This window comes from Pseudomonas morbosilactucae (assembly GCF_023241715.1).
Taxonomy (GTDB): Bacteria; Pseudomonadota; Gammaproteobacteria; order Pseudomonadales; family Pseudomonadaceae; genus Aquipseudomonas; species Aquipseudomonas morbosilactucae.
Genome location: NZ_JALQCW010000088.1, coordinates 68,258 through 94,189 on the forward strand (window position 1 = coordinate 68,258; position 25,932 = coordinate 94,189).

Annotated in this window: 21 protein-coding genes and 2 pseudogenes; 7 read left to right on the top strand and 16 right to left on the bottom strand. The window is 53.8% G+C overall.

Features of this window, described 5'->3' with window-relative positions; translation table 11 throughout:
* Positions 1-4: 4 nt before the first annotated feature.
* The gene (locus M1B34_RS28990) at positions 5-1,096 is read left to right on the top strand and encodes a 4-oxalomesaconate tautomerase (RefSeq protein WP_268261947.1); all 1,092 of its coding nucleotides are present in this window, start codon (positions 5-7) and stop codon (positions 1,094-1,096) included.
* Positions 1,097-1,145: 49 nt separating this feature from the next.
* Here the strand turns inward: M1B34_RS28990 and M1B34_RS28995 are convergent.
* The 3 genes and pseudogenes from M1B34_RS28995 to M1B34_RS29005 all read right to left on the bottom strand — a co-directional run.
* Positions 1,146-2,252 (bottom strand): annotated as a pseudogene (locus M1B34_RS28995) (NAD(P)/FAD-dependent oxidoreductase); the annotation flags it as partial.
* Between the two features lie 243 nt (positions 2,253-2,495).
* Positions 2,496-2,711, bottom strand: coding sequence for an AbrB/MazE/SpoVT family DNA-binding domain-containing protein (locus tag M1B34_RS29000; protein WP_341870561.1), 216 nt, complete (start codon positions 2,709-2,711; stop codon positions 2,496-2,498).
* Positions 2,712-2,861: 150 nt separating this feature from the next.
* A complete protein-coding gene (locus M1B34_RS29005) occupies positions 2,862-3,314 on the bottom strand; it encodes a hypothetical protein (protein WP_268266924.1) in 453 nt (150 codons plus the stop codon).
* A gap of 83 nt (positions 3,315-3,397) precedes the next feature.
* Between M1B34_RS29005 and M1B34_RS29010 the strand changes: the two genes are divergently transcribed.
* Positions 3,398-3,715 (top strand): helix-turn-helix domain-containing protein, encoded by a 318-nt coding sequence (locus M1B34_RS29010; protein WP_268266925.1) that lies wholly within the window; start codon positions 3,398-3,400, stop codon positions 3,713-3,715.
* 259 nt (positions 3,716-3,974) lie between these two features.
* Here the strand turns inward: M1B34_RS29010 and M1B34_RS29015 are convergent, their stop codons facing one another.
* The gene (locus M1B34_RS29015; RefSeq protein ID WP_268266926.1) at positions 3,975-4,448 is read right to left on the bottom strand and encodes an antitoxin Xre/MbcA/ParS toxin-binding domain-containing protein; all 474 of its coding nucleotides are present in this window, start codon (positions 4,446-4,448) and stop codon (positions 3,975-3,977) included.
* Between the two features lie 202 nt (positions 4,449-4,650).
* On the opposite strand from M1B34_RS29015, the gene M1B34_RS29020 reads away from it, so the two are divergent.
* The 3 genes and pseudogenes from M1B34_RS29020 to M1B34_RS29030 all read left to right on the top strand — a co-directional run.
* On the top strand, positions 4,651-5,067 hold the full coding sequence (locus M1B34_RS29020; protein WP_268266927.1) for a DNA-binding protein: 417 nt from the start codon (positions 4,651-4,653) through the stop codon (positions 5,065-5,067).
* Positions 5,054-5,641 (top strand): DUF6088 family protein, encoded by a 588-nt coding sequence (locus tag M1B34_RS29025; RefSeq protein ID WP_268266928.1) that lies wholly within the window; start codon positions 5,054-5,056, stop codon positions 5,639-5,641. Before M1B34_RS29020 ends, M1B34_RS29025 begins: the two co-directional genes overlap by 14 nt.
* 306 nt (positions 5,642-5,947) lie before the next feature.
* Positions 5,948-6,355 (top strand): annotated as a pseudogene (locus tag M1B34_RS29030) (NAD(P)-binding domain-containing protein); the annotation flags it as partial.
* Positions 6,356-6,465: 110 nt separating this feature from the next.
* Here M1B34_RS29030 and M1B34_RS29035 read toward each other — a convergent pair.
* The 5 genes from M1B34_RS29035 to M1B34_RS29055 all read right to left on the bottom strand — a co-directional run bounded on the left by M1B34_RS29035 (position 6,466) and on the right by M1B34_RS29055 (position 11,502).
* Positions 6,466-7,794 (bottom strand): hypothetical protein, encoded by a 1,329-nt coding sequence (locus M1B34_RS29035; protein ID WP_268266929.1) that lies wholly within the window; start codon positions 7,792-7,794, stop codon positions 6,466-6,468.
* Between the two features lie 431 nt (positions 7,795-8,225).
* Positions 8,226-8,960, bottom strand: a complete 735-nt coding sequence (locus M1B34_RS29040; protein ID WP_268266930.1) for an NADPH-dependent F420 reductase — start codon at positions 8,958-8,960, stop codon at positions 8,226-8,228.
* 213 nt (positions 8,961-9,173) lie between these two features.
* Positions 9,174-9,920, bottom strand: a complete 747-nt coding sequence (locus M1B34_RS29045) for an NADPH-dependent F420 reductase (RefSeq protein ID WP_268266931.1) — start codon at positions 9,918-9,920, stop codon at positions 9,174-9,176.
* A 182-nt stretch (positions 9,921-10,102) separates the two neighbouring features.
* The gene (locus M1B34_RS29050) at positions 10,103-10,534 is read right to left on the bottom strand and encodes a MarR family winged helix-turn-helix transcriptional regulator (protein WP_011334181.1); all 432 of its coding nucleotides are present in this window, start codon (positions 10,532-10,534) and stop codon (positions 10,103-10,105) included.
* 209 nt (positions 10,535-10,743) lie between these two features.
* Positions 10,744-11,502, bottom strand: coding sequence for an SDR family oxidoreductase (locus M1B34_RS29055; RefSeq protein ID WP_268266932.1), 759 nt, complete (start codon positions 11,500-11,502; stop codon positions 10,744-10,746).
* Between the two features lie 96 nt (positions 11,503-11,598).
* On the opposite strand from M1B34_RS29055, the gene M1B34_RS29060 reads away from it, so the two are divergent.
* Positions 11,599-12,186: a TetR/AcrR family transcriptional regulator gene (locus M1B34_RS29060; protein ID WP_268266933.1), complete on the top strand. Its 588-nt coding sequence runs from the start codon at positions 11,599-11,601 to the stop codon at positions 12,184-12,186.
* Between the two features lie 175 nt (positions 12,187-12,361).
* On the opposite strand, the gene M1B34_RS29065 is transcribed toward M1B34_RS29060, so the two are convergent.
* The 4 genes from M1B34_RS29065 to M1B34_RS29080 all read right to left on the bottom strand — a co-directional run bounded on the left by M1B34_RS29065 (position 12,362) and on the right by M1B34_RS29080 (position 16,913).
* On the bottom strand, positions 12,362-13,327 hold the full coding sequence (locus M1B34_RS29065) for a 2-hydroxyacid dehydrogenase (protein WP_268266934.1): 966 nt from the start codon (positions 13,325-13,327) through the stop codon (positions 12,362-12,364).
* A 26-nt stretch (positions 13,328-13,353) separates the two neighbouring features.
* The gene (locus tag M1B34_RS29070) at positions 13,354-14,226 is read right to left on the bottom strand and encodes an isocitrate lyase/PEP mutase family protein (RefSeq protein ID WP_268266943.1); all 873 of its coding nucleotides are present in this window, start codon (positions 14,224-14,226) and stop codon (positions 13,354-13,356) included.
* Between the two features lie 107 nt (positions 14,227-14,333).
* Entirely contained in the window at positions 14,334-15,641 is a 1,308-nt protein-coding gene (gene dctA / locus M1B34_RS29075) for a C4-dicarboxylate transporter DctA (RefSeq protein WP_011334186.1), read from the bottom strand.
* Between the two features lie 102 nt (positions 15,642-15,743).
* Positions 15,744-16,913 carry a mandelate racemase/muconate lactonizing enzyme family protein gene (locus tag M1B34_RS29080; protein WP_268266935.1) on the bottom strand — a complete coding sequence of 390 codons (1,170 nt, stop codon included), beginning with the start codon at positions 16,911-16,913 and terminating at the stop codon, positions 15,744-15,746.
* A gap of 99 nt (positions 16,914-17,012) precedes the next feature.
* On the opposite strand from M1B34_RS29080, the gene M1B34_RS29085 reads away from it, so the two are divergent.
* A complete protein-coding gene (locus M1B34_RS29085) occupies positions 17,013-17,888 on the top strand; it encodes a LysR family transcriptional regulator (protein ID WP_268266936.1) in 876 nt (291 codons plus the stop codon).
* A 617-nt stretch (positions 17,889-18,505) separates the two neighbouring features.
* Here M1B34_RS29085 and M1B34_RS29090 read toward each other — a convergent pair.
* The 3 genes from M1B34_RS29090 to M1B34_RS29100 form a co-directional block, all read right to left on the bottom strand.
* Positions 18,506-19,663: a hypothetical protein gene (locus M1B34_RS29090; protein WP_268266937.1), complete on the bottom strand. Its 1,158-nt coding sequence runs from the start codon at positions 19,661-19,663 to the stop codon at positions 18,506-18,508.
* A gap of 242 nt (positions 19,664-19,905) precedes the next feature.
* The gene (locus tag M1B34_RS29095; protein WP_268266938.1) at positions 19,906-24,783 is read right to left on the bottom strand and encodes an NACHT domain-containing protein; all 4,878 of its coding nucleotides are present in this window, start codon (positions 24,781-24,783) and stop codon (positions 19,906-19,908) included.
* 356 nt (positions 24,784-25,139) lie between these two features.
* Positions 25,140-25,932 (bottom strand): transposase (locus M1B34_RS29100; protein ID WP_268266939.1); only part of this gene is annotated, 793 nt, incomplete at its 5' end.

Here is a 25,932-nt window from a genome sequence, read left to right on the forward strand (position 1 = left end):
TGCCATGAGCCAGACGCGGATTCCCTGCCTGTTGATGCGTGGCGGCACGTCCAAGGCCGCCTGCTTTCTTGCCGATGACTTGCCCCCCGCCGGGCCACTGCGCGATGCCGTATTACTGGCGGTGATGGGCTCGCCGGATCGGCGGCAGATCGACGGCATTGGCGGCGCCGATTCCCTGACCAGCAAAGTGGCGATCATCCGCCGCTCCAGCCGCCCGGGGGTGGATGTGGACTATCTCTTCGCCCAGGTGCTGGTGGACGAGGCGCGGGTGGACTACGGGCAAAACTGCGGCAATGTCCTGGCGGCGGTCGGCCCCTTCGCCCTGGAACGCGGCTTGCTGGCGCCCCGGCATGGGCTGAGCCAGGGGCTGACCGAGGTGCGTATCTATATGGAGAACACCGAGCAGACCGCCGTGGCCAAGGTGCCGACCGACAATGGGCAGGTGCAATACAGCGGCACGGCGCGCATCGACGGCGTGCCCGGCAGCGCGGCACCGCTGATTGTCGAGTTCAACGATTTGGCCGGTTCCAGCTGTGGCGCCTTGCTGCCCACCGGGCAAGTGCTGGATCGCTTCGACGGCATCGAGGTGACGTGCATCGACAACGGCATGCCGGTGGTGCTGCTCAGGGCTCAGGACCTGGGCCTGGACGGTGACGAAACCCCAGAGCAATTGAACGCCGATGCCGGGCTCAAGGCGCGCCTGGAAGCTATTCGCCTGCAAGCCGGGCCACGGATGAACCTGGGGGATGTGAGCCAGCGCAGCGTGCCGAAAATGTGCCTGGTGGCCGCGCCCCGGGCGGGCGGTGCCCTGAGCAGTCGGACCTTTATTCCCCACCGTTGTCACACCGCCATTGGCGTGTTCGGCGCGGTCAGCGTGGCCAGTGCCTGCCTGTTGCCCGGCAGCGTCACCCAGGGTGTGGCCGAGGTACCGGCGGGGGCGGATAAACGCCTGTCGGTGGAGCACCCCAGTGGCGAGTTCAGTGTCGAGCTGCGCACCGAAGACGGTGTGCTCAAGGGCTGCGGCCTGTTGCGCACCGCGCGCTTGCTGTTCGACGGCAGGGTCTGCGTGCCCGCCACGTTGTGGGCGGGTCGCTAGGGCGGGGCCAGGCGCTGCGGGCCGGTTTGCGGCCAGCAGCGCCCAGGGTTTAGCGGAGTTTTTCCAGCATCTGGTAGTACCACATGCCCGCCGCCAGCATCGGGTTGCCCAACAGGTCGCCCAGGGGCACGCGGATGTGCCGGCAGGCGGCGAAGGTGTCGAACTGGCTGAGTTGGCCGGTGATCGCCTGGGCCATGATCTCGCCCATGATGTGGCTGGTGGCGACGCCATGGCCGGAGTAGCCCTGGCAGTACCAGACGTTGTCCGAGAGCTTGCCCAGCTGGGGAATGCGGTTGATGACGATGCCCATGGCGCAGCTCCACTGGAAATCGATGGCCACGCCCTTGAGCGCCGGGAAGGTCTGCTCGATGCACGGGCGCAGTTCCGCGGCGATGTCTCGGGAGTCCTTGCCGCTGTAGTTGGCGCCGCCACCGAACAGCAGGCGACCGTCGGCGGTCATGCGGTAGTAGTCGAGGACGAAGCGGCAGTCGTAGACCGCCAGGTCCTCGGGGTTCAGGCGCTTGGCCAGGTCGCCCAGGGGCTCGGTGGTGACGATGCCGCCCATGGCCGGGAAGATTTTGCCCTTGAGCTGTTGCGGTTCCAGCCTGTGGTAGACGTCGCCGGCCAGCAGCACCTGCTTGGCGTTGATCCGGCCCTGGGCGGTGATCACCGCCGGGGTGTCGCCGTGCACGATCTCCAGCACTGGGCTGTGTTCGAAGATCAGCGCACCCAGGCTGGCGGCGGCGCGGGCTTCGCCAAGGCACAGGTTCAGCGGGTGCAGGTGCAGGTTGCGGGTGTTCTTGATGGCGCCGTGGTACAGCTCGCTGTCCAGCAGGCCGCGCACTTGTTGGCGGTCCAGCAGGCTGACTTCGTCGCCCAGGCCCCGGCGCACGGCTTCTTCGTAATCAGCTCGCAGGCCGGGCAGGTGGCTGGGTTTATAGGCCGCGTGCAGGTGGCCGTGCTTGAGGTCGCAGGCGATGCCGTACTTCTTCACTCGTTGCTGAATGATTTCGTGGCCGCGCCAACGCAGGTGCCAGATGAAATCGTCCACCTCGTCCCCCAGGCTGCGGCGCATCTGTTTGCGCATCGCCGCGTCGCCGGACAGGCTGCCGGTGGTCCAGCTTATCCGACCCAGGCGATGTTGACTTACCGAATAGTCAACAGATGGTGAGCCGTGCTTGGTCTATTTTTTTTTGACTCAAGGAAACTTTGGGGCGTCGACAGTCAGTCGCTGAGACTTTCATCGAAGGGATCAGTCACATTGTGCGGTCAAGGCGTTAAAAGCCGCAGAACGCTCGCACTTCAACGGCTAGGATTTGAAATAATCCAGCAAAAAAGGTGCTCTTCTATGAGCGAGTCATGAACATCTCTTGCGAGCAGTCCTAATTGAGGTTAAGGATCAGAGTAGCGTTCCGATATCGATAAAACATGGGGGCGTAGATTCCTTGGGCTTCGGTTTCAATACTATCGAATCGTTAACCACCTCAATGATCAATACGTCACCAACGCCTAACCCTAGCTCAGTGAGCAGATCAGGTGGTAAGTTGATAATAAAGTCGCCACTCCCGTTCATAGTATCTTGACATGTCACCATCCAATTATTGGATTTGTTCATGGTTAATCCATTGTTTTAATTAAATGTGCTCTTAAAGCCCATTTGGTCATTTTAACCGTACGTCGTACTTTCATAGCACCTCCACTATCATGACTTGTTCGAACGATTTCTTGTCCACTCAAAAAGTTAGTACTCGTATACGAACGCATCCTAGCTCCGAAGATCACGCTCACCTGAAAATAGGACTCTGAACGGTTCCAAATTCGTATCAGTATTGTCTCTTAACGAGTACGTCGCCCCGCCGGCGACTTGATAAACGAGAAAGTGCGACCCATCCCGGGGGTCCATAACGATGCCAGCCATCGTCAGAGGCTCCATCAGCCAAGTAGATTGACCGTTCATGTGGGGAGGTGTAACCAACTGAACCTGCTCGACCCACACCCGTTTCGACTGCGCGTCGATAAACTGCTTGAGCTCGTGTGCGTGGTACATCATTAGCATACTGGCGTAATTCTCCCGTCCAGACCTACGCACCACTTGCAGATAAAACCAAGGTAGCAGCAGTTCCTGCTCAACGAAGCTCCAAACTCGCTGGCCCTCATGCGAGTCGAGAGCATGGGGAGAATCGAAGACGATTTCGGCCTTTGGGTAGGTGGTAAACATGGCAAACCTCAAAATGAACACTATAGATTGTAGTCCTATAAGATTCGATAGCGCTTCATCGTTCCTTTTGCGGGATCAGCAAATTGGAACTCAATATCGCGTTCGGCTTAGCGCTGAAACAGGTCCGAAGCAGCAGAAATCTTACTCAAGAGGATTTTGCTACTGTAAGCAGTCGCACATACCTCAGCACACTGGAGCGAGGCCTCAAAAGCCCAACACTGGAGAAAGTGGACCAGTTAGCCGGAGCTTTAGCCGTGCATCCACTCACCATTCTTGTCGCTACATACGTCGCTAAAGAAAGCTACCAAGACGTTGAGCTTCTGTTTCAGAAAATTAGGGACGAGTTGGGCTCAGTAAGCCCCTCTGAGGGACGGCGGTCATCACCGCGCAAAGATCTTTAAACCTTATGAGTGTGAGCCCACTCTAGGACTAGGTCCTAATGTCGGCATTTGTGCCAATAAAAGGTGTGACTGGACGTTCTGCTGCCTGAGGGTAAGTAGCATTCGCGGCACACCGTGTGATGTGCCTAATTTCTAGATGATGGCCTAATGATATTATATCTGCCAATGGCGGGAGCAGGCCAAGAAGAGGGAGAAGGAGGGCGTTCTATAGCTTGCGCCCCCTTCGTCACCGGTCAGGCATCTAGATCAAACCGCTACGTTATTGATAGACCCCCAGTTCGAGTCGTTCGAGGTAATCTTCGACAGCTTGAAACCCAAATGGGTTACCCACCAGATCAAGAGGGATATTGCCAGCCAAATATCTACAGGGTTTGGCAAGCCATTCCTCGGCAAGCCGCAGGGTGCCAAAAACAGTCGTTGCGTGCTCGAGAACCCTTGCGTATTGAAAGGCTATTGCGCTCTGGAGAGCGCTAAGTCGACCGTTCATCGATTCATCGTTTTTTCCTTGCTTCAGTCGGCTTGGCTTACCAACGATCCGCTCGATGACCCTCAACGACAAATAAAGCTCAGAAAGCGAGACCATGGCTTGGGCGTCTTTCAATGCAAAACCTTCCTTCGCGAGCAAAAAAATATTGAGCTCGCTAAGCTCCTCGATTTTGACGTGAGTAAGATACTCCGTAGGTTTACGAACTAGTGCCTTCGAGACAGCTCTAGGTGCAATACGAGGGACCATGTGATTCACTTCGGCGGTGACGAGTCAAGCTAGCCTAGCTCGATTTTATACTAATCGCATGGTTGTCTGTCCTGAATGATGTATTTGCGGGGTGTACGGTGAATGGAGTGATCGCATGACGCATGCGGAGGGCGATCAATGGGATCAGAGCGTAACCGGCCGGGCGTAAAAAATGTAAACTCTGGCAAGAGAGGGGCGCTATATGAATACTTCTAAGAACGCTAATTTTACGAAAAGCCAAGTTGCTGATGCGATCTCGACATTGTCAACCCGGGGCGACACAATTACAACAAAGTCAGGACTAGCACTTATTGGTCATGGGTTATACACAACCATTAACAAACATCTTGGCGTTATTCGAACATCCGTATACTCAAACCTTGCCCCAGAGAAAATGTTAACAGCACTTCCTGATCATTTAAGATCTATCATTTTTGAAATATATTTTGGCGCAAGAAGCTCTCTGAAGGCAGAGGCAGATATAGAGCGCCAAAAAATAAAAAGCCTTAAGCACGCAAGCTCGTATTTTGCAGCTTTCGCTGAAATTGGCCGGGGTATAATTGAAAGAATCAGAGATGAATCTAACGCAGGGTTAGGAGTCATTCATGTCTGTCGCTGAGTGTATCTCTAAGCGTATCAAACACATGCAGAAGGGTAAGCCTTTTACTAATGCAGTGTTCGCAGAGATGGGATCTCGCACCTCGGTTGATAAAGCGCTGTCTCGGATGGTGCAGAGCGGAGTCCTAGAGCGTGTTGCTCGCGGAATCTACATGCGCCCTAAGCTGAGTAAGTACACTGGCAAAAAGGTTCGAGCTAACCCGATAACAGTCATGGAGGCAGTCGCAAGGACCAGAGGCGAGACTATCCAAGTCCATGGCGTAGAAGCTGTTCGCAGGCTGGGAATTAGCACTCAGATGCAGGTTCTACCTACTTACTACACCAACGGATCGACACGTGAAATCAAGATAGGTAACGCGGTGGTGCGGTTGCGTCATTCGTCTTGGCAACGGCTCCAGCAAGCTGGTAACCAAGTAGGCTTAGCCTTGACTGCTCTGTTGTATCTTGGACAAGAAGGGGTGACTGAGCAAGCGGCCGACAAGATCCTTAGCTCGCTTAGCGCTGAGGAATTTAGCAAACTCATGACCTGCAAGCTACCTAAGTGGCTGCGGAAGATATTGGCCGATTTTGCTTAGGCGTTTATAGGCACCGTAGTTGTCTGAGCGCTTCACTGTATTCTCCTTGACGCATTCCGGTGATGTTTTCAAATTTTACTCGGCATGCAATTTCCGTGGCCCAACCTCGCCCACTGTCTTCCTATCGCGTGTATCCCACGAGCACTCCAACTGGTTCGATCCGATGGAGTTGAAGGTCGAACCGCAGGCGCAAAATGCCGTAATTTCGAGAGGATCACAGAAGGGAAGTAAATGTGCGAATTGAGGAAAAATACCCAGTTTTTGATTTTTACTTCCCAGAAATTTCGAGATTAACTTCGGGGTGTTATTGGCGGCGGGCAATCCGCTTTGACGGTTGCCTATTTTCTCAGGCGAGAGAAGGTGTCATTCGTTCTGCTAGACGCAGAAAGTGCTCCCGGCGGCGCCTGGCGCCATAGCTGGGACTCGCTGACGCTCTTCTCTCCTTCCGCATGGAGCTCGGTTGCCGGCTAGTCAATGCCTGCGGTAACTGATGGCAACCCCGGCAAGGACCACGTTGTCAGCTACCTGACGCAGCACGAAGGGCGCTACGATTTCCCCATCGTTCGGCCCGTACATGTCATCGCCGTTGAGCGAACACATCGTGGAATGCTCGTTCGTTCGAATGACCGTAAATGGGAGGCTCGAGCGATCATCAGTGCGACGGGTTCCTGGGGCAACCCATACCTTTCCGCCTATCCAGGGGCCGCGCTGTTCAACGTTGCGGTTCAAGACCACCAGGTTATTGGTTATCTAGCCCGTACGTGCGCAGGAGCTACCGGAGTGAGAACTAGGCAGATTTAACGCCTCTCCGCAGCGGGTGTTTCTTAAACCTCGCCTTGTGAAATGGCTGCTGCTCTAGCCCGAAGTAACTGCTCAACTGCAACTGACCAGCTGTTTTCCTGACGGAAGCATTCATCCCCTAGCGCGTTGCGGTCATGGTTGCGCATGGCGCGCTCATAATCCGTAAATAAATCTTCAATTTCGCCACGGGGCAACTCAACGCGAACTAAATGAGAACTAGAAACGGTAACTCTGGCTTTTGGAAATCTCTTGTGAACTCTTGGCTCGGCAAGCTTTAATGTTGTCTCTTGCTCTAATGGCGAAAGTAAAATAAGTTCATCGAGATCTTCTTTGAGCATCGCCAAATGGAGGTCAAGGCTCAGCTCCATCTTTTTAAGGAGAGTACTCTTTTGCTCAGGGCTTGCGTCGGCCATCGTTTCAAGCTGTTGCAAAGTAGTTACCACCAAATGAAGCATTACTGATATCGAGGCATGAAGCCTAGTCATAGGCATGTTGTAATCTGGATTGCCGAGTCCACTCTGGACATCTAGCTGGGCGCTGGATACTTTATGGTAGAAAGAACCAGCACCATAGCAATCTTCAGACCAACTAAACCGCCCTTGAAGTTCAGTAAGAATCTGTGGATACACGGTGCTCCACACTCCACTAACAGACGGGCCTCTATCCTCTGTCCAAAGGCTATTCAAGTGAAACAACGTGCAGCGCCCCTCAGCCACGAGAGCCTCAATTCGCCGCTTGTATACACCCTGAATAGAGTCTCCTTTACGATCAATCAGAAGAATTAGGTGAAATTTATCTAATCCCTCAAGTTCGAACGCCTCAAGGATTTCGTCGATTGCCCGCCCGGAAACAACAGTATCAATAAAGATAAATTTATCAGACGGGAGATCGCGCGGAAGAACTTGAGAAAGCTCTTTCCCCTGAAGATTCTTAACTAATTTCTGATAAAACGTCAAATGCGGATCTTGTCCATCCCGCCTAACAAGCGCCCCCAAAACCTTAACCCAGAAACGCCTGATAGCCTTTGAGGTTTGTTTCTCCTCGGCTGGGTCTGCCGAGAATGGTAGTATCGTCACTGCATGGATTGGAGAGCCTAGGATTTCCATCCTTGAATCAAGGCGACTCTCCCCATCGGCAAGATAATTTGCCTCACTAAACCAGGCATGCTTTGCAGCCCTAAATATCGGCATTGCGCCGCGACTTGGAATTACAACTGAGTCGTAACCTTCCTTGAAAAGTACTCTCAAGCAGCAGCATAGATCTAGAGCTGCCTGCCCGTACTCAAAAATATTTTCTTTGGTGAAAACTCTAGCCCAGTAATACTCTGCTGTTTCATCTTTACTCGTCGCCATTCTTCCAACTCAAACTCTCAATTAAATACTCCGGAATATAATGCGCCTTTTCGACAACTCTACGCACTAGAAACTCTCGGCTGAGCTTTTTTTCTGAGGCATGCTCAGTAAAAGTTAAGCTCCAACTGCATCGTCCGCCCCGCGGAGCATTCCGAGAGGGCGATCATGATTATTTGCCACGACTCTTTCCTAGCATTCAGCTCGTTTTGCGAGGCGTTCTATGGATGACCGCTTCTGGCCGATTGCTGTCTGTCGCGAAGCGCAGCTACCGGCCAGAAGCGGACGTTCAACTTATTCCGCTCCCAACCAAATCAATCGGTCAGGTAGCAAACAAAAGTTCAACTTATCTGTCCGAAGTGTCAAAAAACCTAAGCGTTAGTGTACCGTGGGGATTTTGACGTGTGGGGGATATGACATTGGAAGAAACCCACTCAGGCTGTCATGACACGATTGGTGGCAACTATTTGCTCGTGCGTAAACTGACTTCCGGGAGCCATAAACTTGGCCAGCAGCGCATCGCGATTATGAGGCGCCCGTGTCCTGTCTGCCGCTTTCAGTGCCAATCTGAGTTCTGGCAAGGTCAGTTCAGTGCAGTAAGCAGGTGTGCCTGGTTGCTGGTGCCACGAGTCTTCAAGGTCGCCAGCTGCAAGTGCTATAAAGCCCGTATCCTCAACAAGATCCTGCGCGATTGTCTCAGCTCTGGTATCCCCCCCAGCTACGGGTATGGCTATGCGAGTTGGAGAACCGGCTGGCTGACCTTTGTCAGCAAGGGTCGCAGCCAGGATGGCATTCCATGCCTTAACAACTGGATGACCAATCTGTTCGCTTACCCAAATGCTTTCAGGCTTGCCGTCGTCAACTTCTTTGATTGCCCCGTCGCGCCCCGGATAATAATTTGAAGTGTCAATGATGACGGTTTTCTCCGAAACATTACTCAAGGTCTGTTTGAGATCAGGGTAGTTTGCGAAGGGAATTGAGAGGATAACGACGTCTACCTCAGACACCGCCTCTTCTTTAGTAACCGCATTTACGCTGATTTGATTGGCTAGGTTCTTAATGCTCTGCGGGCCTTTCGAGTTTGCCAGTTTAACTTCGTGGCCGCACGCCGAGAGCTTACGGGCAAGGGTTGCTCCAATGTTACCTGCGCCAATAATTCCAATTTTCATTTAAATAAATCCTCGCGTATAAGCAATGTCAAAGTAATCGCATTCTTAATTGCTGCTGGCTCGCCTTGGTATTCAGTCGCCAAGGCAGTTATTGTGAAAGCGATGGTGATGTATTGAAAACCAACTAAGTCGCTTCAGGCTATTAACATTTCGCGCTAAATATGTTTCTGTGCTGTGATAAACCTTCGTCGAAGTGCTGTTGTGACGACTGATTCATCCATATATCAACTTCGAAAGCTGAACAATGTAGTCGCGGCTTGGATTTGTTCCGATTGTGCCAAACCGTTCCTCATACACCGCGAAGAAAAGATCTTGACGCTTTCGAGCGCGCGCCAGATCCGCGTCAGCCAGTGCCTGGGGCAGGGACTCAAGCGTCACCTCAGTGCAATAGCAGGGCGTGCCGCACTGTTGCTTCCAGGATTCGGCCAACGAACCAGCATAGCAGGCGTCGAATCCGGAATCCTCGACGAGTGCCATTGTCACAACGCGGTCATGATCACGATCAGCCGCAATAGGGATGGCAATGCGCTCCGGATCGCCAGCTGGCCTGCCAGCTTCATTTAGCGAGGCGGAGTAAATTGTATTCCAGGCTTTTGCGAGGGGACGGCCAATTTGTTCGGATGCCCATACACTGTCAGGCTGACCATTCTCGATTGCATCCAATCGATCGTCCCGCGCAGGTATATAGTTGGATGTGTCGATGATCACGCTGTCTTCAGGAAGGCCTTCGAGAAGCGCTTTAAGATCTGGAATTCGTACAAAAGGTATCGAGAGAATTACGACGTCAGCACCCACCAAAGCCTCTTCTTTCGTGACTGCAATTGCACCCGTGGAGAGCACATCAGGATCAATTGTATGCGGCCCGCGTGAATTTGAAACTCTTACTGTATGGCCAGCAGTGCTTAGCAGTCTTGCAAGCGTTCCCCCGATAAATCCGCTACCGATAATTCCGACGTTCATAGAGATTCCTCATCTTGGGAGCTGGATGTTCACAATATAAGCCTCAGCGAGTGCTAACAGACAGAGCCTCTGCCTACACGATCTGTTCTACAAATGCATCGCGGCTCTGAGAGCCTGTGTTTCATTTGTTTGTGGCATCACCTTAAAAGCTATGCCTTTGTCAGCTGCTTCTGAGGCAGGTATTAACTGATAGCCGGTCGCGCTAAACCTTCAAGCGTGCGATGAAGCTCCTGAAGGTCTTCGGGCGTGAGCTGGCACGCCGTTCTGATCTTGTCAGTGATGCTACGAAGTTCATCCTCCATGCCGCGGGCAGACGCCGTGAGGTCTATAAGCACTCGGCGTTCATCGACGGCATCACGTGTGCGTGTAATCACCCCGGCAGCTTCCAGCCTTTTGAGTAACGGTGTAAGCGTGCCGGTCTCCATGTCGAGACGTTCACACAAGTCGCTCACAGATCGAGGCGACCCGTTCAAGAGCTCAAGCGTGACCAGGTACTGCGAAAAAGTTAGGCCCAGTGGTTCGAGGAACGGCTTGTGCAATCGAACCATCCGGTTCGCGGCAGCGTTAAGAGCGAAGGAAAGTTCTGTGGCCACGCTTCGTTGCGTCGAACTCATATATATCGCCTGCTATTATGTAGTGTGCTACATAAATTATGCTCGGCTCCTACAGGTGTCAACAGCTTCTGAAGCTCCCAATCTTTTTTCAGATGAAATGCCCTGGATCAGGCAGCGGAATTGTGAACACACCGATTGAGCGATTCGGCCTGCAGGTAAGCAGATGCAATCTGCTCACCTGGACACAGGGCGCGCTTCAGAGCAATGACTCATTCTGCCGGTGGTTTGTATCCCGCAAGCATTTTCAACACGTCATCATGTGACCCGCTTGCCTCAGCAAACCGCAGGGGCTTAGCCCGCTCAACGACGAGTTCAGGTGGAGTGGGAGAAATCTTGAGCAGTTCGAAGATTTCATCCAAAAACTCCTCCAACGGCATGGCATGCTCGTCGTTTTCCTGGCCGAGCAGAGTGGTACGCACACCCGGTGGCGCAAGTTCGATAACCTCGACTGGCGAGGCCTCCAGTTGCACTCGAAGACTTTGAGTGAACGAGTGAACTGCCGCTTTGGTTGCGCTGTAGGTGGGCGTGGCTGGCAGGGGGACAAATGCCAAAGACGAACTGACATTGATAACTGTCGCGCTAGGCTGCTTGATCAGCTGGGGAGTAAACGCGTACACCATGCGGATCGTGCCCAGCAGGTTCGTTGTCACGGTATCTTCGGCTGTACTCAAGTATTCCGGATCAGTCAGATCCTCCCAATGCATGATCCCTGCGTTATTGATAAGAACGTTCAGACTCGGATGGCTGATCGCAAGCGCTTCGCTGGTGCGCTGGATGGAATGGGCATCGGAGACGTCCAGCAATACTGATTCAATGCCAGGGTGTTCCGACACGATCTCGTCGAGCAGAGCCTTGCGACGTCCCGCGATGATGACCTTGTTGCCCGCTTTATGAAGCCGTAGCGCCAGCCCGAGGCCTATGCCTGAGGTGCCGCCAGTAACCAGAATCGTGTTGCCAGTGCTGTTCATAGTAAACTCCCGAAACGATACTTAAGCGGACAAGTGTCCACTTGCAAACCGTACCGGACAGTTGTCGCTTAGCAATGCAATGAGGGAAAATTATTCATGCCTGAAGAGTTGGTGATGCGTTCTGACGCCAAGAAAAATCGGGAGCGGATTCTGGAGGTCGCAGTGGTTGAACTGACCAGCGATCCTGCAGTTCCGCTGAGTACGATTGCGAAAAAGGCTGGAGTAGGACAGGGAACTTTCTATCGCCACTTTCCTACCAGAGAGAAGCTTGTATTCGAGGTCTATCAGTTCGAAATGCAGCAGATTGCCTTGTTGGCACAAGAGCTGCTCGCAACAAGACCCCCTAAGGAAGCCCTCCGAGAGTGGATGGATAGCCTTGCCGAATATGCAATGACAAAGGCAGGACTCGCTACGGCAATCCAACAAGCGGCCTCCGTTTACGACTTCCCTGGCAAGTCGGGCTACGCTCCAGTTCAAGATGCAGCCGAGTTGCTTTTAAGAGCGAACGAAAAGGCGGGGACGATTCGTACCGGGATCACTAACGATGACTTTTTTCTAGCCATCGCCGGCATCTGGCAAATGGATACTCAGAGCGAATGGCGATCTCGCTTGTCCAGATTGATGAACCTGGTGATGGATGGCCTATGTTTTGGGAGCCCTGAAAGCCTGAAAAACAAGGTCTAATACCCAGCAGGAAAAAAGGGTCAGAGCTAATTGGGGACAGACCGCGTTTACCAGAAGCAGATGTTGCGCAAAGCTTGCTTGCGTCAGAAAACGCTTTCCGCCCCCTTACCATGTACGCCACCCGGAGAGCAGCCATATTGCCGGCGACTTTGCGCTCAATCCGCCCTACTTCTTCTTACTTTTTGAAGTGCACAAGATCCCTCGGCTGGCGACCTTCCAGACCCGCAAGCAAATTTTCCAGGGCTCGCTTGGCCATTGCGTTGCGCGTATCAAACGTCGCAGAGCCAATATGAGGTACGGTGACGACGTTTTTCAGATTAAAAAGCTCGGAGTTCGTCAGCGGCTCCTTCACATAAACGTCCAAACCAGCCGCCCGGATCCTCTTTTCTTGCAGAGCCTTGATGAGTGCGCCCTCATTCACCACAGGCCCACGCGAGATATTGATCAAAATACTCTCCGGGCCCATCAAGGCGAGTTCTTTGCGTCCGATAAGATTCTTCGTGGCGTCCGTCAATGGCACGACCGGACAAACAAAGTCAGACGCGCTTAAAAGCTCTTCCTGCGGTACAAACCTCGCACCAAGTTCCTGTTCAAGCTTTGGTTTACGACTGTTGCCGCTATACAAAATGGTCATGCCAAAACCAAAGCGGCCTCTGCGTGCGATGGCTTCTCCGATTTTTCCCAGACCGATAATGCCCAACGTCTTTCCATGAACGTCGCACCCAAATTGGGATGCATCGATGGTTTGTGTCCAGTTTCCCTCTTTAGTCCAGGAATCAAGCTCAGGAATGCGTCTTGCTGTGGCGAGGATCAGGGCCAAAGCCAGGTCAGCAGTGGTTTCGTTCAACACATCTGGCGTATTGGTCAACATGATCCCTCGGCGGTTGAGGTAGTCGAGGTCATAGTTGTCGTAGCCAACCGATATGCTTGAGACGATCTCAAGATTTACAGCCGCAGCCAGCTCAGCTTCACCCAGACGACGACTTCCACCAATCAGCCCGTGAGCGTTCGAAATAGCGGCCTCGAACTGGGCGTCCATATCACCAAGCTCAGGGCTAATGATGATGACGTCGTAGTCGTCTTTGTAAGGTTCAAGCAGGCTGGGGGAGACCCGGCTGAAGGCCAGGATTGTCTTTTTCATGACGGCGTATTCCACCTGTTCCAATATCAATTTGAATCGTGCTCTGACTTCAAAAAGGTTTTTGCCCACTCACGATAACTGTCCGAGAGTGTGTATTTAGAAAGCAGCTCAGGAAGGGATAGCTCGCTCCCCTCCGTGCCGCTTTGTTCGCGTAGCGCCTCGTAGGTTGCTTTGATTGCGGACAAATAGGGGGCATGCCCATTGACCACGATCCGCACATTGGCAGCACTCAATTTTTCAACATTGCTCAGAGCAGGATTTCCATAGTTGATCAGCATGATCGGCACTCTGAGATGTGCCGTAAGTGCTTCTAGGTGCTGGAGGTCCTTAACACCGACCAGGCAAATAGCATCTGCTCCAGCCTTCTGATAAGCCGCAGTGCGAGCGATGGAGTCGTCCAAAGTGGTCACAGCCACATTCGTACGGGCGATGATGCTGAGTGCATCATCCGACCGGGCAAATCGCGCGGCATAGATTTTGGCTGCGGCTTCTTCCCTTTCGATAAGCACATGCGACTGCTCGTCGTACTTGGCCGGTAGATGGGTGTCTTCCAGTGTCAGGGCTGCAACGCCGGCCTTCTGTAACTCTGTGACTGTTCGCATCACATTCAGCGCGTTGCCAAAGCCATGGTCAGCATCCCCAATGATCGGAATCTGGCTTGCCCGTCCGACCCTGGAAACCTGCTCGACATATTCATCCAGCGTGAGTAATGCGATGTCAGGTGCGCCGAGCACCTGAAGCGACGCAACGGAGCCGCCTTGAATGGCAACGTCAAAGCCAAGGTCGCATGCCATCCGAACTGAGATCGGATCGAATACGGAAGCTGCAAATTTGCAGGTGTCTCCCTGGAGTAACTCACCAAACACCTTGCGTAATTCATGATGTGATCGCTCTATCATGTTGGCTCCATCAATCTTTCCAATCAGGTCTCTCCACGCGGAAAAAGGCATGGAAAACACTACCGGTCATAACCGTTTAGATGGGAATGACCGGATCGCTTTGTAGTTTATTTATGCGCCAGCGATGCCTTGCTTGCCGCCTTTTCTTGCTTCATTGCGGCGATTTCACGCTCGCAAGCCTCGACATCGAACGAGTTGTCCCACTTGGCAATGGCGATGGTACCGATGCCATTGCCGATCAGATTGGTCACGGCCCGCGCTTCGTTCAAGAAACGATCAATGCCCAAAAGCAAAACGAGTCCGACCAGAGGGATGGAGTGGATGGTCGTGAGTGTTGCAGCCAGCGTGACAAACCCCGCACCCGCGACACCAGCCGACCCTTTGGATGTCAGCAGGAATACGCCTAGCAGGATCATCTGATCAACGAAGGTCAGTGGCGTGTTGGTCGCCTGGGCGATGAATATCGCGGCCATGGTGAGGTAGATGCAGGTGCCGTCTGCGTTGAAGGTGTATCCCGTTGGCAGCACCATGCCCACTACAGATTTCTTGCAGCCAAGTTTTTCAAGTTTCACCATCATGCGTGGCAGCACCGCTTCGGTTGAGCAGGTGCCAAGAGTGATGAGAATTTCGTCCTTGAAATAACGGAGAAACTGCATGAGTGGCATGCCTGACCATCTGGCCACCGTGCCTAGCACCACCACAATGAAAATCAAGGTTGTGATGTAGAGTGCGATCAGCAACTGACCGAGTGACAGCAAGGTACCAATCCCGTACTTGCCGATAGTGAACGCCATACCTGCACCCGCACCAATCGGCGCCAAGCGCATGACCATTGCAACGATCTTGAACAGGCCTTGCAGGAACAAATCAATAGTGTTGATCAGCGGCTTGCTGGTTTCGCCCATCTGAACCAGGGCAACTCCCATCAAGACCGAAAGCAGAATGACCTGCAGCATGACGCCGTTGGAGAATGCGCCGAGGAACGTGTGGGGAATGATATTAAGGAAGAAATCAATGGTACCGCCTTGTTCACTCGCGGCCTGGCTGTACTTGCTGATAGCATTTCCATCGAGCGCGTTGACGTTAATGTTCATCCCGACGCCAGGCTTGACGATGTTCACCACGATAAGGCCTACGACCAGGGCGATAGTCGATAGAATTTCAAAGTAGATCAGCGCTTTTACGCCAATCCGTCCGACCTCCTTGATACTGCCCATTTTCGCGATACCGACAACGACTGTACCGAAGATAATGGGTGCCAGCAGCATTTTTATCAGCTTGATGAAACCATCGGCAAAGGGTTGGAGCTTGGCTCCAATATCAGGCACGAAGTAACCGATTGCTGCACCGATCACGATGCCGATCAGCACCTGCACATACAGCTGGCTATACCAGCGGGACTTGGAAGTTTCCACGGAAGCACCTCATTTTATTTTTGTGATGGGCATGTGGCTTGGCGTCAGTGGGTGACGCCTGACTCTGCGGCCTCCCTGAAGGAGGCCACAGATGGAGGGGGATCAGCCTTCGCCTAGCTCACGCATGACTGCGTACAGAGCGGATTTGGCTTCGAAGCCAACACCTGGAATATCAGGCAGACCGACATAACCATTTTCCACCTTGATTCCGTCAGCGAAGCCGCCGAAAGGCTGGAACACGTCGGGGTAAGATTCGTTGCCGCCCAAGTGCAGGCCTGCTGCGATGTTGAGGGACATTTGGTGGCCACCGTGCGGAACCACGCGACGGGAAGACCATCCCATTTCTTCCATCACTTGCAGGGTGCGCATGTACTCAACGAGTCCGTAGGACAGCGCGCAGTCGAACTGCAGAAAGTCGCGATCAGGGCGCATGCCACCGTGACGCAGGAGGTTACGAGCGTCTTGATGGGAGAACAGGTTTTCCCCGGTAGCCATCGGCAGCTCGTAGTGATTAGCAAGCTCAGCTTGGAGTGCATAGTCCAGCGGGTCGCCGATTTCTTCGTACCAGAAGAGGTTGTACTTCTTGATGGCTTCCGCGTAAGCAATACCAGTCTGAAGATCGAAGCGACCGTTGGCATCGACCGCCAGTCGACGACCGTCCCCAACCACTTCGAGTACCGCTTCGATGCGACGGATATCTTCGTCCAGTGGCACTGCACCGATCTTCATTTTGACAACGTCGTAGCCACGATCCAGGTAGCTCTGCATTTCTGCTTTGAGTTTGGTCTGGTCTTTGCCTGGGTAGTAGTAGCCACCTGCTGCGTAGACCCAGACTTTGTCATCGGCCACGCCGTTACGGTACCGATCAGCCAGCAGACGATAGAGAGGCTTGCCTTCGATCTTGGCAACGGCATCCCACACGGCCATATCAATTGTGCCGACTGCAACTGAACGTTCGCCGTGGCCACCTGGCTTTTCGTTGGTCATCAGGGTCTTCCAGATGGCGAACGGATCCAGGTTGTTGTTCTCATGGTCGATAAGAGTATCCGGATCAGCTTCCATGATTCGCGCCAGGAAGCGATCACGCATCAACGCGCCTTGACCATAGCGACCGTTGGAGTTGAAGCCGTAGCCAATGACAGGTTTACCATCGCGAATCACATCCGTGACGACAGCAACGACCGAGCAGGTCATTTTCGAAAAGTCGATGTAGGCATTGGCAATGGGAGAAGCGATAGAAACAGTTTTTTCGCGGATGTCTACGATACGCATGACGGGTTCCTCTTGTTGTTGGTGGCCCCACGTTATGCTTTGCGATGACACCCGCCCAATGCTATTAATGCCGCGCCCTATGCACAGGAGGCATTGCCCTTGGAACTAGTTTGGCTTGAGGATTTTTCCGCGCTTGCGGAATACGGTAGCTTTGTTCGGGCGGCTGAAGCGCGCCACGTTACTCAGCCTGCCTTCAGTCGCAGAGTCCGCGCTCTGGAGAATTGGATGGGTGTCGAATTGTTCATACGCACCCCCCAGGGCGCGACGTTGACCGAGGCTGGAAGACAGATTTTGCCTAGCGCCCAAGAGGCTGCCAGACGCTTATACCGGATGCGCTCTGAGGCACAGGAAGTAGCTGGGATGGCCGCCAAAACGCTGCAGTTTGCAGCCACTCATTCTTTGTCATTTACCTTCTTCCCAAGGTGGTTGAGAAGTGCAGAAAATGGCGCGCCGATAGACGCCGTACGTCTGCATTCAGACAGCATGGCTGTTTGCGAGCAGATGCTGATACACGGGCAGGTTCAATTCCTGCTTTGTCATCGCCACCCCGACGTTCCACCCTTGCTGGCCCCTGATCAGTTCACAGGGAAAAAGGTCGGAGAGGATGTACTCATACCCTTGGCGAGTGCCTCTGCCACTTTGGGTACGTCCCCGGAAACACTGCCTTATTTGGCATATACCCAGGAATCGGGTCTAGGCCGCATCGTCGCTCACCGACTCCACGGCAAGGAAGACTACCTTCACCTCAAGCCGCTCTTCAGCAGCCATCTTGCAGCAGTTCTGATGTCCATGGCACTGGAAAGCAAGGGCGTAGCGTGGTTACCAAAAAGCCTGACCGAGCAGGAAATGGCTGATGGACGTCTGGTCAGAGCTCTCGACGAAAGCTGGGATATACCGTTAGAGATTCACCTCACTCGACCTAAAGCCCCCATTAGCCTTTCTGCAGAAGAGTTCTGGGCTAGGTTGGCTGATTAGATCCATCCTACTGACCTCTATTTTTCACTTTCCAACGACGCTCTGGGGAGCCAGAAAATTTGTCTGTTAGCAACCGAGTATCTGCTATTGGCCGGAAGCAGCCAATTGCGAACGACCGCTTCTGGCGGATATCAACCTAGGCTACCCCACCTGAAATAGCGGTGTAACTCCTGAGCCTATCGGACTGGTGCTCTGATCGCGAACCAGGGGCAGGATGGGGAAATACGTTCCGCAACTTGAATTGCGACCCTTGGCCCGCCTTGGCTGTAGGTCTGCTAAAAAATTGAAATTGCGGAAACAAAAATAAGCTAAGTAACTGTAATTACTCAAAATATTCTTGGATTGTAAATCCACCTGCGCCGGTTCGATTCCGACCTCGGCCTCAACCCTTGAAAGCCCCGTAGATCAACGATCTACGGGGTTTTTTATTGTTTGCTGGAAAGTGAAGTGTTCCGCAATTTTCAGCAAATGTTCCGCAACTGCGAACGATTAGAGGCCGGTGATGATTGTGATACCAGTCGGCAACCGATCCCATAGCGACCAGTCTTGTCTAGCAGGTAGCGGCCAATAGCTGCCATTCACAAGGGCTAATTTCGAGCTATTGCGCTGAGATATTGCTATCGACCACAAGGCAAAGCCGCTCGCTCTTCCTCTGTCCAGCACCGCTCCAGAAATATACATGCTTGGCAGCAGGTCCGGCTGTCGATAGCTTGGATGAGGCACCGCGCTTCGCGACGATCCTGAACAACTTGGTGTGCACAGTGGTGGCGCTGAGTATCAACAAAAAACGCTGGAGGATCGACCGTACGAGCACTGATTGCGGAATGCATCGTGGCATCAGCTCCGCATTCGGCCCAGCTATGATATCGGCATTCTTGCACTCGGGGTTCTGCGAGGAGAAAGTGCGTCGCACTACCAGTGGCGACGAGCCATTCGTCCGCTTCTGGTAGTGAATCCACCGGCGCTTTCGACAAACGATCGCTACGGAAGCCCGGAAAGGCTGAAAGCTCAGCTAGGGTCAGTTCGCCACCAAGTTCCATAGCGCATGCTGCAACCAGCGCGGCACCATGGGCGCGAACTTCATCCAGGTGCGGCGCAAGCGTTTCGACATCATCATTATTCCTTCCATAGTCGAGTTCGACCGGGGTCTCGTTGTGGATCACTGTGAATAGAGCACCATCTTTGCGGGTAACGAATAGTGCTGGGTAGATCAGGATGCGCGGTCTGGGGGTGAACAGCTTACTGCCGGTTCGCTCATAGTGGACATGCACACCCTGAAAGGCGCCGGAGACTTCGCCCAGCTCCAAGTATCGCCTCAGTTGTGCCGGACGCAAAGGCACCGGTGCGTCTATGGTCAACGTCGAACGATGGAGAAGGTCGAAGATTTCCTCCGCCCGCTCCTTAAGCTGTGAGCGTGTGAAGGTCGCGATATCGTCTGGCCGAGCAGCGCCTAGGAAAGTTTCAACTGGCGTCTTAAACACCACCATCCACTCGCCGCTGATGATGACGGCTCTGGGTAAGTTGTGGCTGTAACGCTCCTTGAGTGTTTGGACATAACCGCTGACTTGCCGCAGATAGCTGTCCCACTCTCCAATGATCGGCGAAGTATCCTCGGCCTTTCCTCCCCGTATATGTTGGATCGCTGCGACAAGTAGTGCGGCCTCACTATTGTGTTGACCGTCCCCTCGAGCCGAGATCGCAGGTTTGTCCCAAGCTTTGGCTTCTATCAGCAAGAGTGGTGTCCCACTGATGTCGGCGACACCTACATAGTCCATGAACCTCGTGGTGTTCGCTTGTAGGCGTGCCTCTTCAAGGACATTGCCCAATGCGCCAAGTCGCCACCCAAGGTGTGTAAGCAACTCATCCACGAATAGCAGACGCGTATCATGCTCGTGGGGACGGCGATTCGGGTCGAGCTCTGCGTAAGGGTCTCGCTGCGGTCTTGCTAGCTCCAACTCTAACGTAATGAGGAGGTCGCTGAGCCCCCGCTTAAAGAGGTTTTGTAACGCAGCCCGATTCACTGGATAAATTCCGGCAGGCGATAAAGCAAGCGCCGTGCCGCCGGCCATCCGGCGTCCATGAAGATTTCTAGGCAGTCAATTAGCTCTGCGCGCCTGGCTGAGTCCTCAAAGATTTCCTTGTGGTCAGCAAGGAAGACACCTACGAGTTTGACAAGTAGATCCACCCCCAAAGTATCGTTTTGATAGCCTAATCGGGTACTCGATTGAAGAATGCTGATTGCTAAATCGAAGGTAGCACCCGCGTCTACATCGACTAAGCGCTCGACGAGCTGAAGCAGATAATATGTGGTGTGCGGTTGAGCATACTCGCCGATCCGCTTTAGGAGATCTGCGTTTTCTTGTAGGAACACCTGCAGACCTGAGCGGAAATCTGAATCGTTGTCAGCCGACCGATTGCGGTTCTCGTCAGTCGCAAAAAACATCTGCATACCTGCCGTGTCGATCAGCCGCGCGCACTCCCGAACCTCTTCACTTGCTGTCCCGTCCAAATCTGGAGCCATGACATACCTGGCGAGGTGGGTATTTGCAGCATTTACAATGTCAGAGACAAGCGTTTGGGAGCGCTGGCGGATGCTGACGTACTTGTCGGGGGTATCAGCGATCCCGGCAACAATGGCGTCGCGCAATGTGGCTAAGATTGTATTTGTTGCTTCGGAGTGCTTCCACGGCTCCCCTACCCATTGATCGATAACAGCCTTTGCCCCTGTCGAGTTATAGGTGACCCAAAGAATTGTGAGGTTATCTGCGATAGCTTTATGCAGACGCCGTTCTCGATCTGACCCCGATGTCTCCCGCTGTGACAGCATCAACAACAACTCTAGACTTCGATGCTGATCTGAATGTATCAAGCGAGAGACGACCCCACCAAGAAGATGCTCGATGACACTTAGGTTAGGTTCGTTCGTAAGGTGCCCATTCAGAAGATGCCAGAATCGATCACGATCTAGGTCCCAAATTCGGACAAGACGGACCGATGCGCTCAGCCGGACGGCTGGGTGGGAATCCGAAAGCAGATCCTCCGCCTGCGCACCCAGTTGGGGGTAGAGATCTGCTCTTTGGGCAAAGAGATCCCAATAAGCTTGCGCTGCTTCAACCCGCGCAGCGGGGCTCCCCCAAGCAGCAGACTTTTCGAACTCGGTCTCCGTGTCAGCCTCAAGCTCAGGACTTTCGGATCTAGCAGCTATTTCCAACAGTGCTGTAAATTCTGCATCTTGTTCAGGCGTAGGAGGCACCTCCTTCGATACCAGCAACTGTCGCGATACGATGGCTTCGCAGCCTTGACCAATGATCCCCTCCGCATGCCGCTTAAGACCGACGTGTGCTACATCGTCATCTAGTAAGGTTTGTATGGATTTGAGCGCTGCGAGCGAGTCTTTAAGGGAGGTCACTGCGGCATCGTCAGACTTCGATTCAAGCCCAAGCAGTCTCTCCGCGGCTTTGATCGCGTTTATGACAGACGAGTTCTCAGGCGCATCTTTGTCTAGACCTTGCATCCAGAAAAAGTCCTCCGGAGCGCTCCAGCCGGAACGGATTGTGAATAGCCTGTCATTTGTTGCGGTCTGACCTTGGGCAGAGGCGTCGCAGATTCGGCGAGCTTCGCCAGTGATCAAGTTTTCCCTGCCGAGCGCACCGAAAAGGCGCTCTAAGAAGGCCAGGCGAGCTTCGTCGTGATGTGTAAACTGCGAAAACTCGAAGTGAAGTACACGCTCTTCGAATGCCTGCCGTTCTTCCGTTGAACGTCGAACATAGCCTTTCGCAACGAGATCAATTGCGTCCTTTCGAGTATCGGGGAGAACGAGAAAGGGCTCTGTCACTGCTATGGGCCAGAGCAGGTCTACTAGACCATCGGAGCGCTCGACAGCACATAGGAACATCCGAGACCAGAAGATCGCTAAAGAAGCCTCATCGATTAGGATGTCGATCAAAGCCACAGCCTCAGGCTCGGTTGCGGCTTTGAGGCGCTCGCGCAACTTGGCCACTAGGCGCTCTGCATCACGGTCGTGAGTGCTGTCGGGATCATGCGCCCACACGTAGCTGCGGTCTTCTCGCAGATGGATTGATCTTCCTCCAGCCTGAATCTCTATGTTTAGGGCTTCGTCGGAGATTGCATGCTCACGTGCGACGTATCCTTCGATCGCATTGACGACAGCCGTAATCGCAGCTCTTGGATGCAGTTGTAGAAATTTTGGCAGGTACTCGCCCAGTGACCATCGTGCCATCCCGTAATCCTGCCGGGCATTGGAGGTAAGGTTGAGGATTTGGCTATGGTTGATCCTGGTCTGGTGATCGTCCGTCACTTCGTAATCAAATACCGTCCGGTAGACAACTGTAGCGACGAACTCTGGGTCGACTTCTCCGATTGCTGCAATCTTGTAACAGACCGTTGGTACCTCGGCATGCCCGAAACGGTCTAGTCGATCGCGGTCGAACAACTGGGCTATCAAGCCTCGAGACGCAGCGATGTCACTTCCGTAGGTGGCAATGACGAAATCAATGGCGCTCCTGACAATGAACCCCGGCTCGGGCTGGATAAGCCCGTACGTCAATAGTGCGCGTGCGGCTTGGCCAAGCATTGGTTTGAACGCGTCATCTTCGGTCCTTCCAATAAGATTGTGGAGCAGAAAGCGAAGAGTATTTGCGACGTTGCTCGGCGCAGTCGCCAATCGATCGGCGAGACAAACCCATGGCCCCAGAACTACCTCCTTTTCGTCTTCCAGCCGCACAGCCAAAGCACCTGTGACATGTGACAGGGTCTCTAGAGCCCCCTTGTTACCCGCGATGGCTCGATTCCCGAGTTGAAGGCAATCATTGGCCGAAGTTGGAAACTCTGCACCCAATCGGCCAGCAGTGCTGCGGATGATTGGGTCGGCATCTTTTTCGTTGATGAGGTTGCCCAGTGCCCCCCAAAAACGCCCGTGGTCAGGGTCAGACTCCCAAATTTCGCGAAGTACGAATCCAAGTGCTGGTGATAGCATCAGTCCCAGCGCGTCAATCTTACTGAATCGATAAGTCCTGTTACTTATAGCGCTTGGGTCTAGGTAGAGCCGCGCGGCTGCATAGTCGAAGAGGAGATGATGTCGGAACTGTACCCACCGTTCATTATCAACGACCACGAGTACACCCTCTCTACAGAGGGTGTCGATCATGGCCGGGGCGTCAAATGCCACCTCAGATTTTGGTGCGCGAAGCGCCCGCGCCTTAACCATGAATTGCACCACGCGGCTGAGGCTACTCGTTGCTGGTGAACCGTGGCCTTCCACACGGTGCTCCCAATAAAGGCGTAATAAGTCGGCTTGGGAAGCGACTGCGTGTAGTTTCTTTACCGCGTTACCCGAGATCAATTCGCTCAGAAGTCGGGTATTGAACGGCACCATGGCCAAGTCACGCAGACGCGGCGGCGAGTTTGCAAGACACGTAGCCAAGGCAGGTGACTGTTGGAGGAGTTGCTCAAACTCCGCTTCTGACCACGAGGGCACCTGAATATGTGAAACGTTTGAGAAGGATGGATCTGCGAGCGACGTCTGCGGCGGTGTTCCTCTGAAAAGAGCACGTAGCTGTTGACCCATGCGCAGGTCGAAATTACGAATCGATGCCACAACGTTCCAGCGCCCCTTCCGCTCAAGAACTCGCTCGATAAGAGTTCGAAAGATGTTTTCGCCATGACCGCCGCGCGTTGCGTCCAATGCATCCACAATTAGATAGGCCTTCCCCGGTCCGTCCCAAGCTTCAAGGACATCAAGGATCGGATGCTTTAATCCGACTTCACGGGATAAGCCTTCGAGGCTTTCAATTGAGTAGCGATCAACGGCAAGTTGAAGAACATCTAAGCCGTCCTCGTCCAACTTCTGAGCAAGAGCATTCAGAACACCGCTCTTGCCAGCTCCGGGCTCACCGATAATGAGCAGGGGACCGCTACGCACTGCCGCCTCAATCGCGGTTTGGCAGTCGCGACGCACGGACAATGATTCGCCGTTGCCTACGTCGATCTTTTCATAGCTGGCGAGCGCTTCTGCGATTTGCTTAGAGTGTCGCTTGAGCGCCTGGATATCACTGAGATACTCGGGAGGTGCGTTGAGCGCGATACCACGGCTGGCGAGTAGTTGTCGCCAGACGGGCAGGTCACCGCCGCCACGCTCCTTCATCAACTGGCCGCTTAAATCGGACAAGGACGCGAACGCTGCCGCGGCATCTACGTCTGGTCCAAAGACTTTGATAAGGGAGCCGCTCGCTAACGCGTACCCTTGGTCTCCGTCAAAGGTGAATATGTCTACAAGTTTCGCTAACTCCAGCAGCAGATCATCGTTAAATGGACTTTTGGTGACGCTCGCCCAAGCCCGCTCGACCAAGCTTGAGAACACTTGATAAGCGCGTTGCTGTGCCTGGTTGAGTGCGCCTCCGCCTGGCTGTGAAACGAGGCGTAGCGCGGCCGGTAAATCGTTTTTAATCTGGGCTGAGGCTTGAGGGCTTACAGCCAGCACCAATCGGTCTCGGACCGGATCGAGGGGGCGATTCCACCCCATAGTGCCATCACCTTGCTGAGCGACGAGCCAATGACGAACGAACTGCGAGATTGTCTTCCCCAACGGTGAGCTAGGGTCGTCACTAAGATTTGCAGTTGTCTTAGCCTGAACGGCGATGTAGCCGCCGACGCTGGTCTTGATCAGCAGATCGTCGACGGGTGCCTCTGTTTCGAAACGGACCCATTCAGGAGTAGCGGCCCCAAGGCGAAAGCTGTCGTCTAACCTGTCGCCTGCGAGAATCCATGATGAGAAGAGCGCCCCGAGCTGTTGTTCGAAACGTATCCCGGCGCTGGTCGCAGCGCCACCACCACCTATTCGGTCACTGGGGGAGGGATTTTGCGGTGTGTGGATCAAGGCACATTTCCGTTCTACGTCTGACAATTGGGTAGTGATAGCTGGGTTCACTCGCATTAGCAACCCGTCTAGTCACAGGCAGTCCACCGTGACCGGACTTGAATCTGCGTTACATCTCCCATTGTTGCGCCCCCTTCTACCCGCCATAACCACGCCAATGCATTGTCTAGGCTTCACTCAGCGTCTGCTTCTGGCCGATTCTGTTGAAAAAGTAGGTTCAGCGGCAGCCAGCCAGTCAGGTATGCCTGCTGTCGAAGTAGCTGCAAGCCACTTCAAGTTGTCTTTCGGTGTTTCGCTGAGCGTTCTGGCTCAGGTTTGAAGGTTAATTCGAGGGTTTCTGCCCATAGCAGGCGTACCTATCCTGTGAGCGGTAGCCCTTGAGGCAAAAGTTTGGCCATGCGACGCAGGTTCTGCACCATCGCAGCCAAGGTGAACTCGTCAGTAGCCCCCGCCAGGCCTCGCAGTCGCAAGCGGTCGAGTTTCATGATCCGTTTGAGGTGGGCGAAAAGCATCTCCACCTTCTTTCGCTCGCAGCGCGAGACGACGTACTCCGGTGTCTTGGCGATGCGTCGGGCCACGTCCCGGGCAGCCTCATGGATGCTGCGAACGATCTTCCGATTCGGCGTGTTGGGGCAGCACTTCGCTTTCAGCGTACAGGTGGCGCAGTCAGTTTGACTGGAGCGATAGATGACGGTGTTGGCCTTGGTCACCCGCGATCTTTTTTGGGTAAAGGCGCGCCATTCACTGCGCAGTGGCTTGCTGGCTGGGCAGAGGTATTCATTGGCTTCCGGATTCCAGTGGAAGTCGTTACTGGAGAGGCTGTCGTCCTTGCGCTCGGTCTTGTCCCACATCGGCACATGCGGCTCGATGTCCTTTTCTTCGACCATCCAGGCCAGCATCGGGGCAGTGCCATAGGCGGTATCGCCGATGAGGCGCTCTGGCGTGAGGTCGAACTCCGCTTCGACACGCTCGACCATCGTCTTGGTCGAATCGACTTCGGCAGTACGGTGCGCCGGGGTCGCCTCCACATCCATGATCACGCCGTGCTCAGTGTCGATCAGGTAATTCGTGGAGTAGGCAAAGAAGGCCGGACCGCCTGGCGCTGCTGTCCAACGCGACTGCGGATAGGTAAGCGAAATTTTCTTGGGA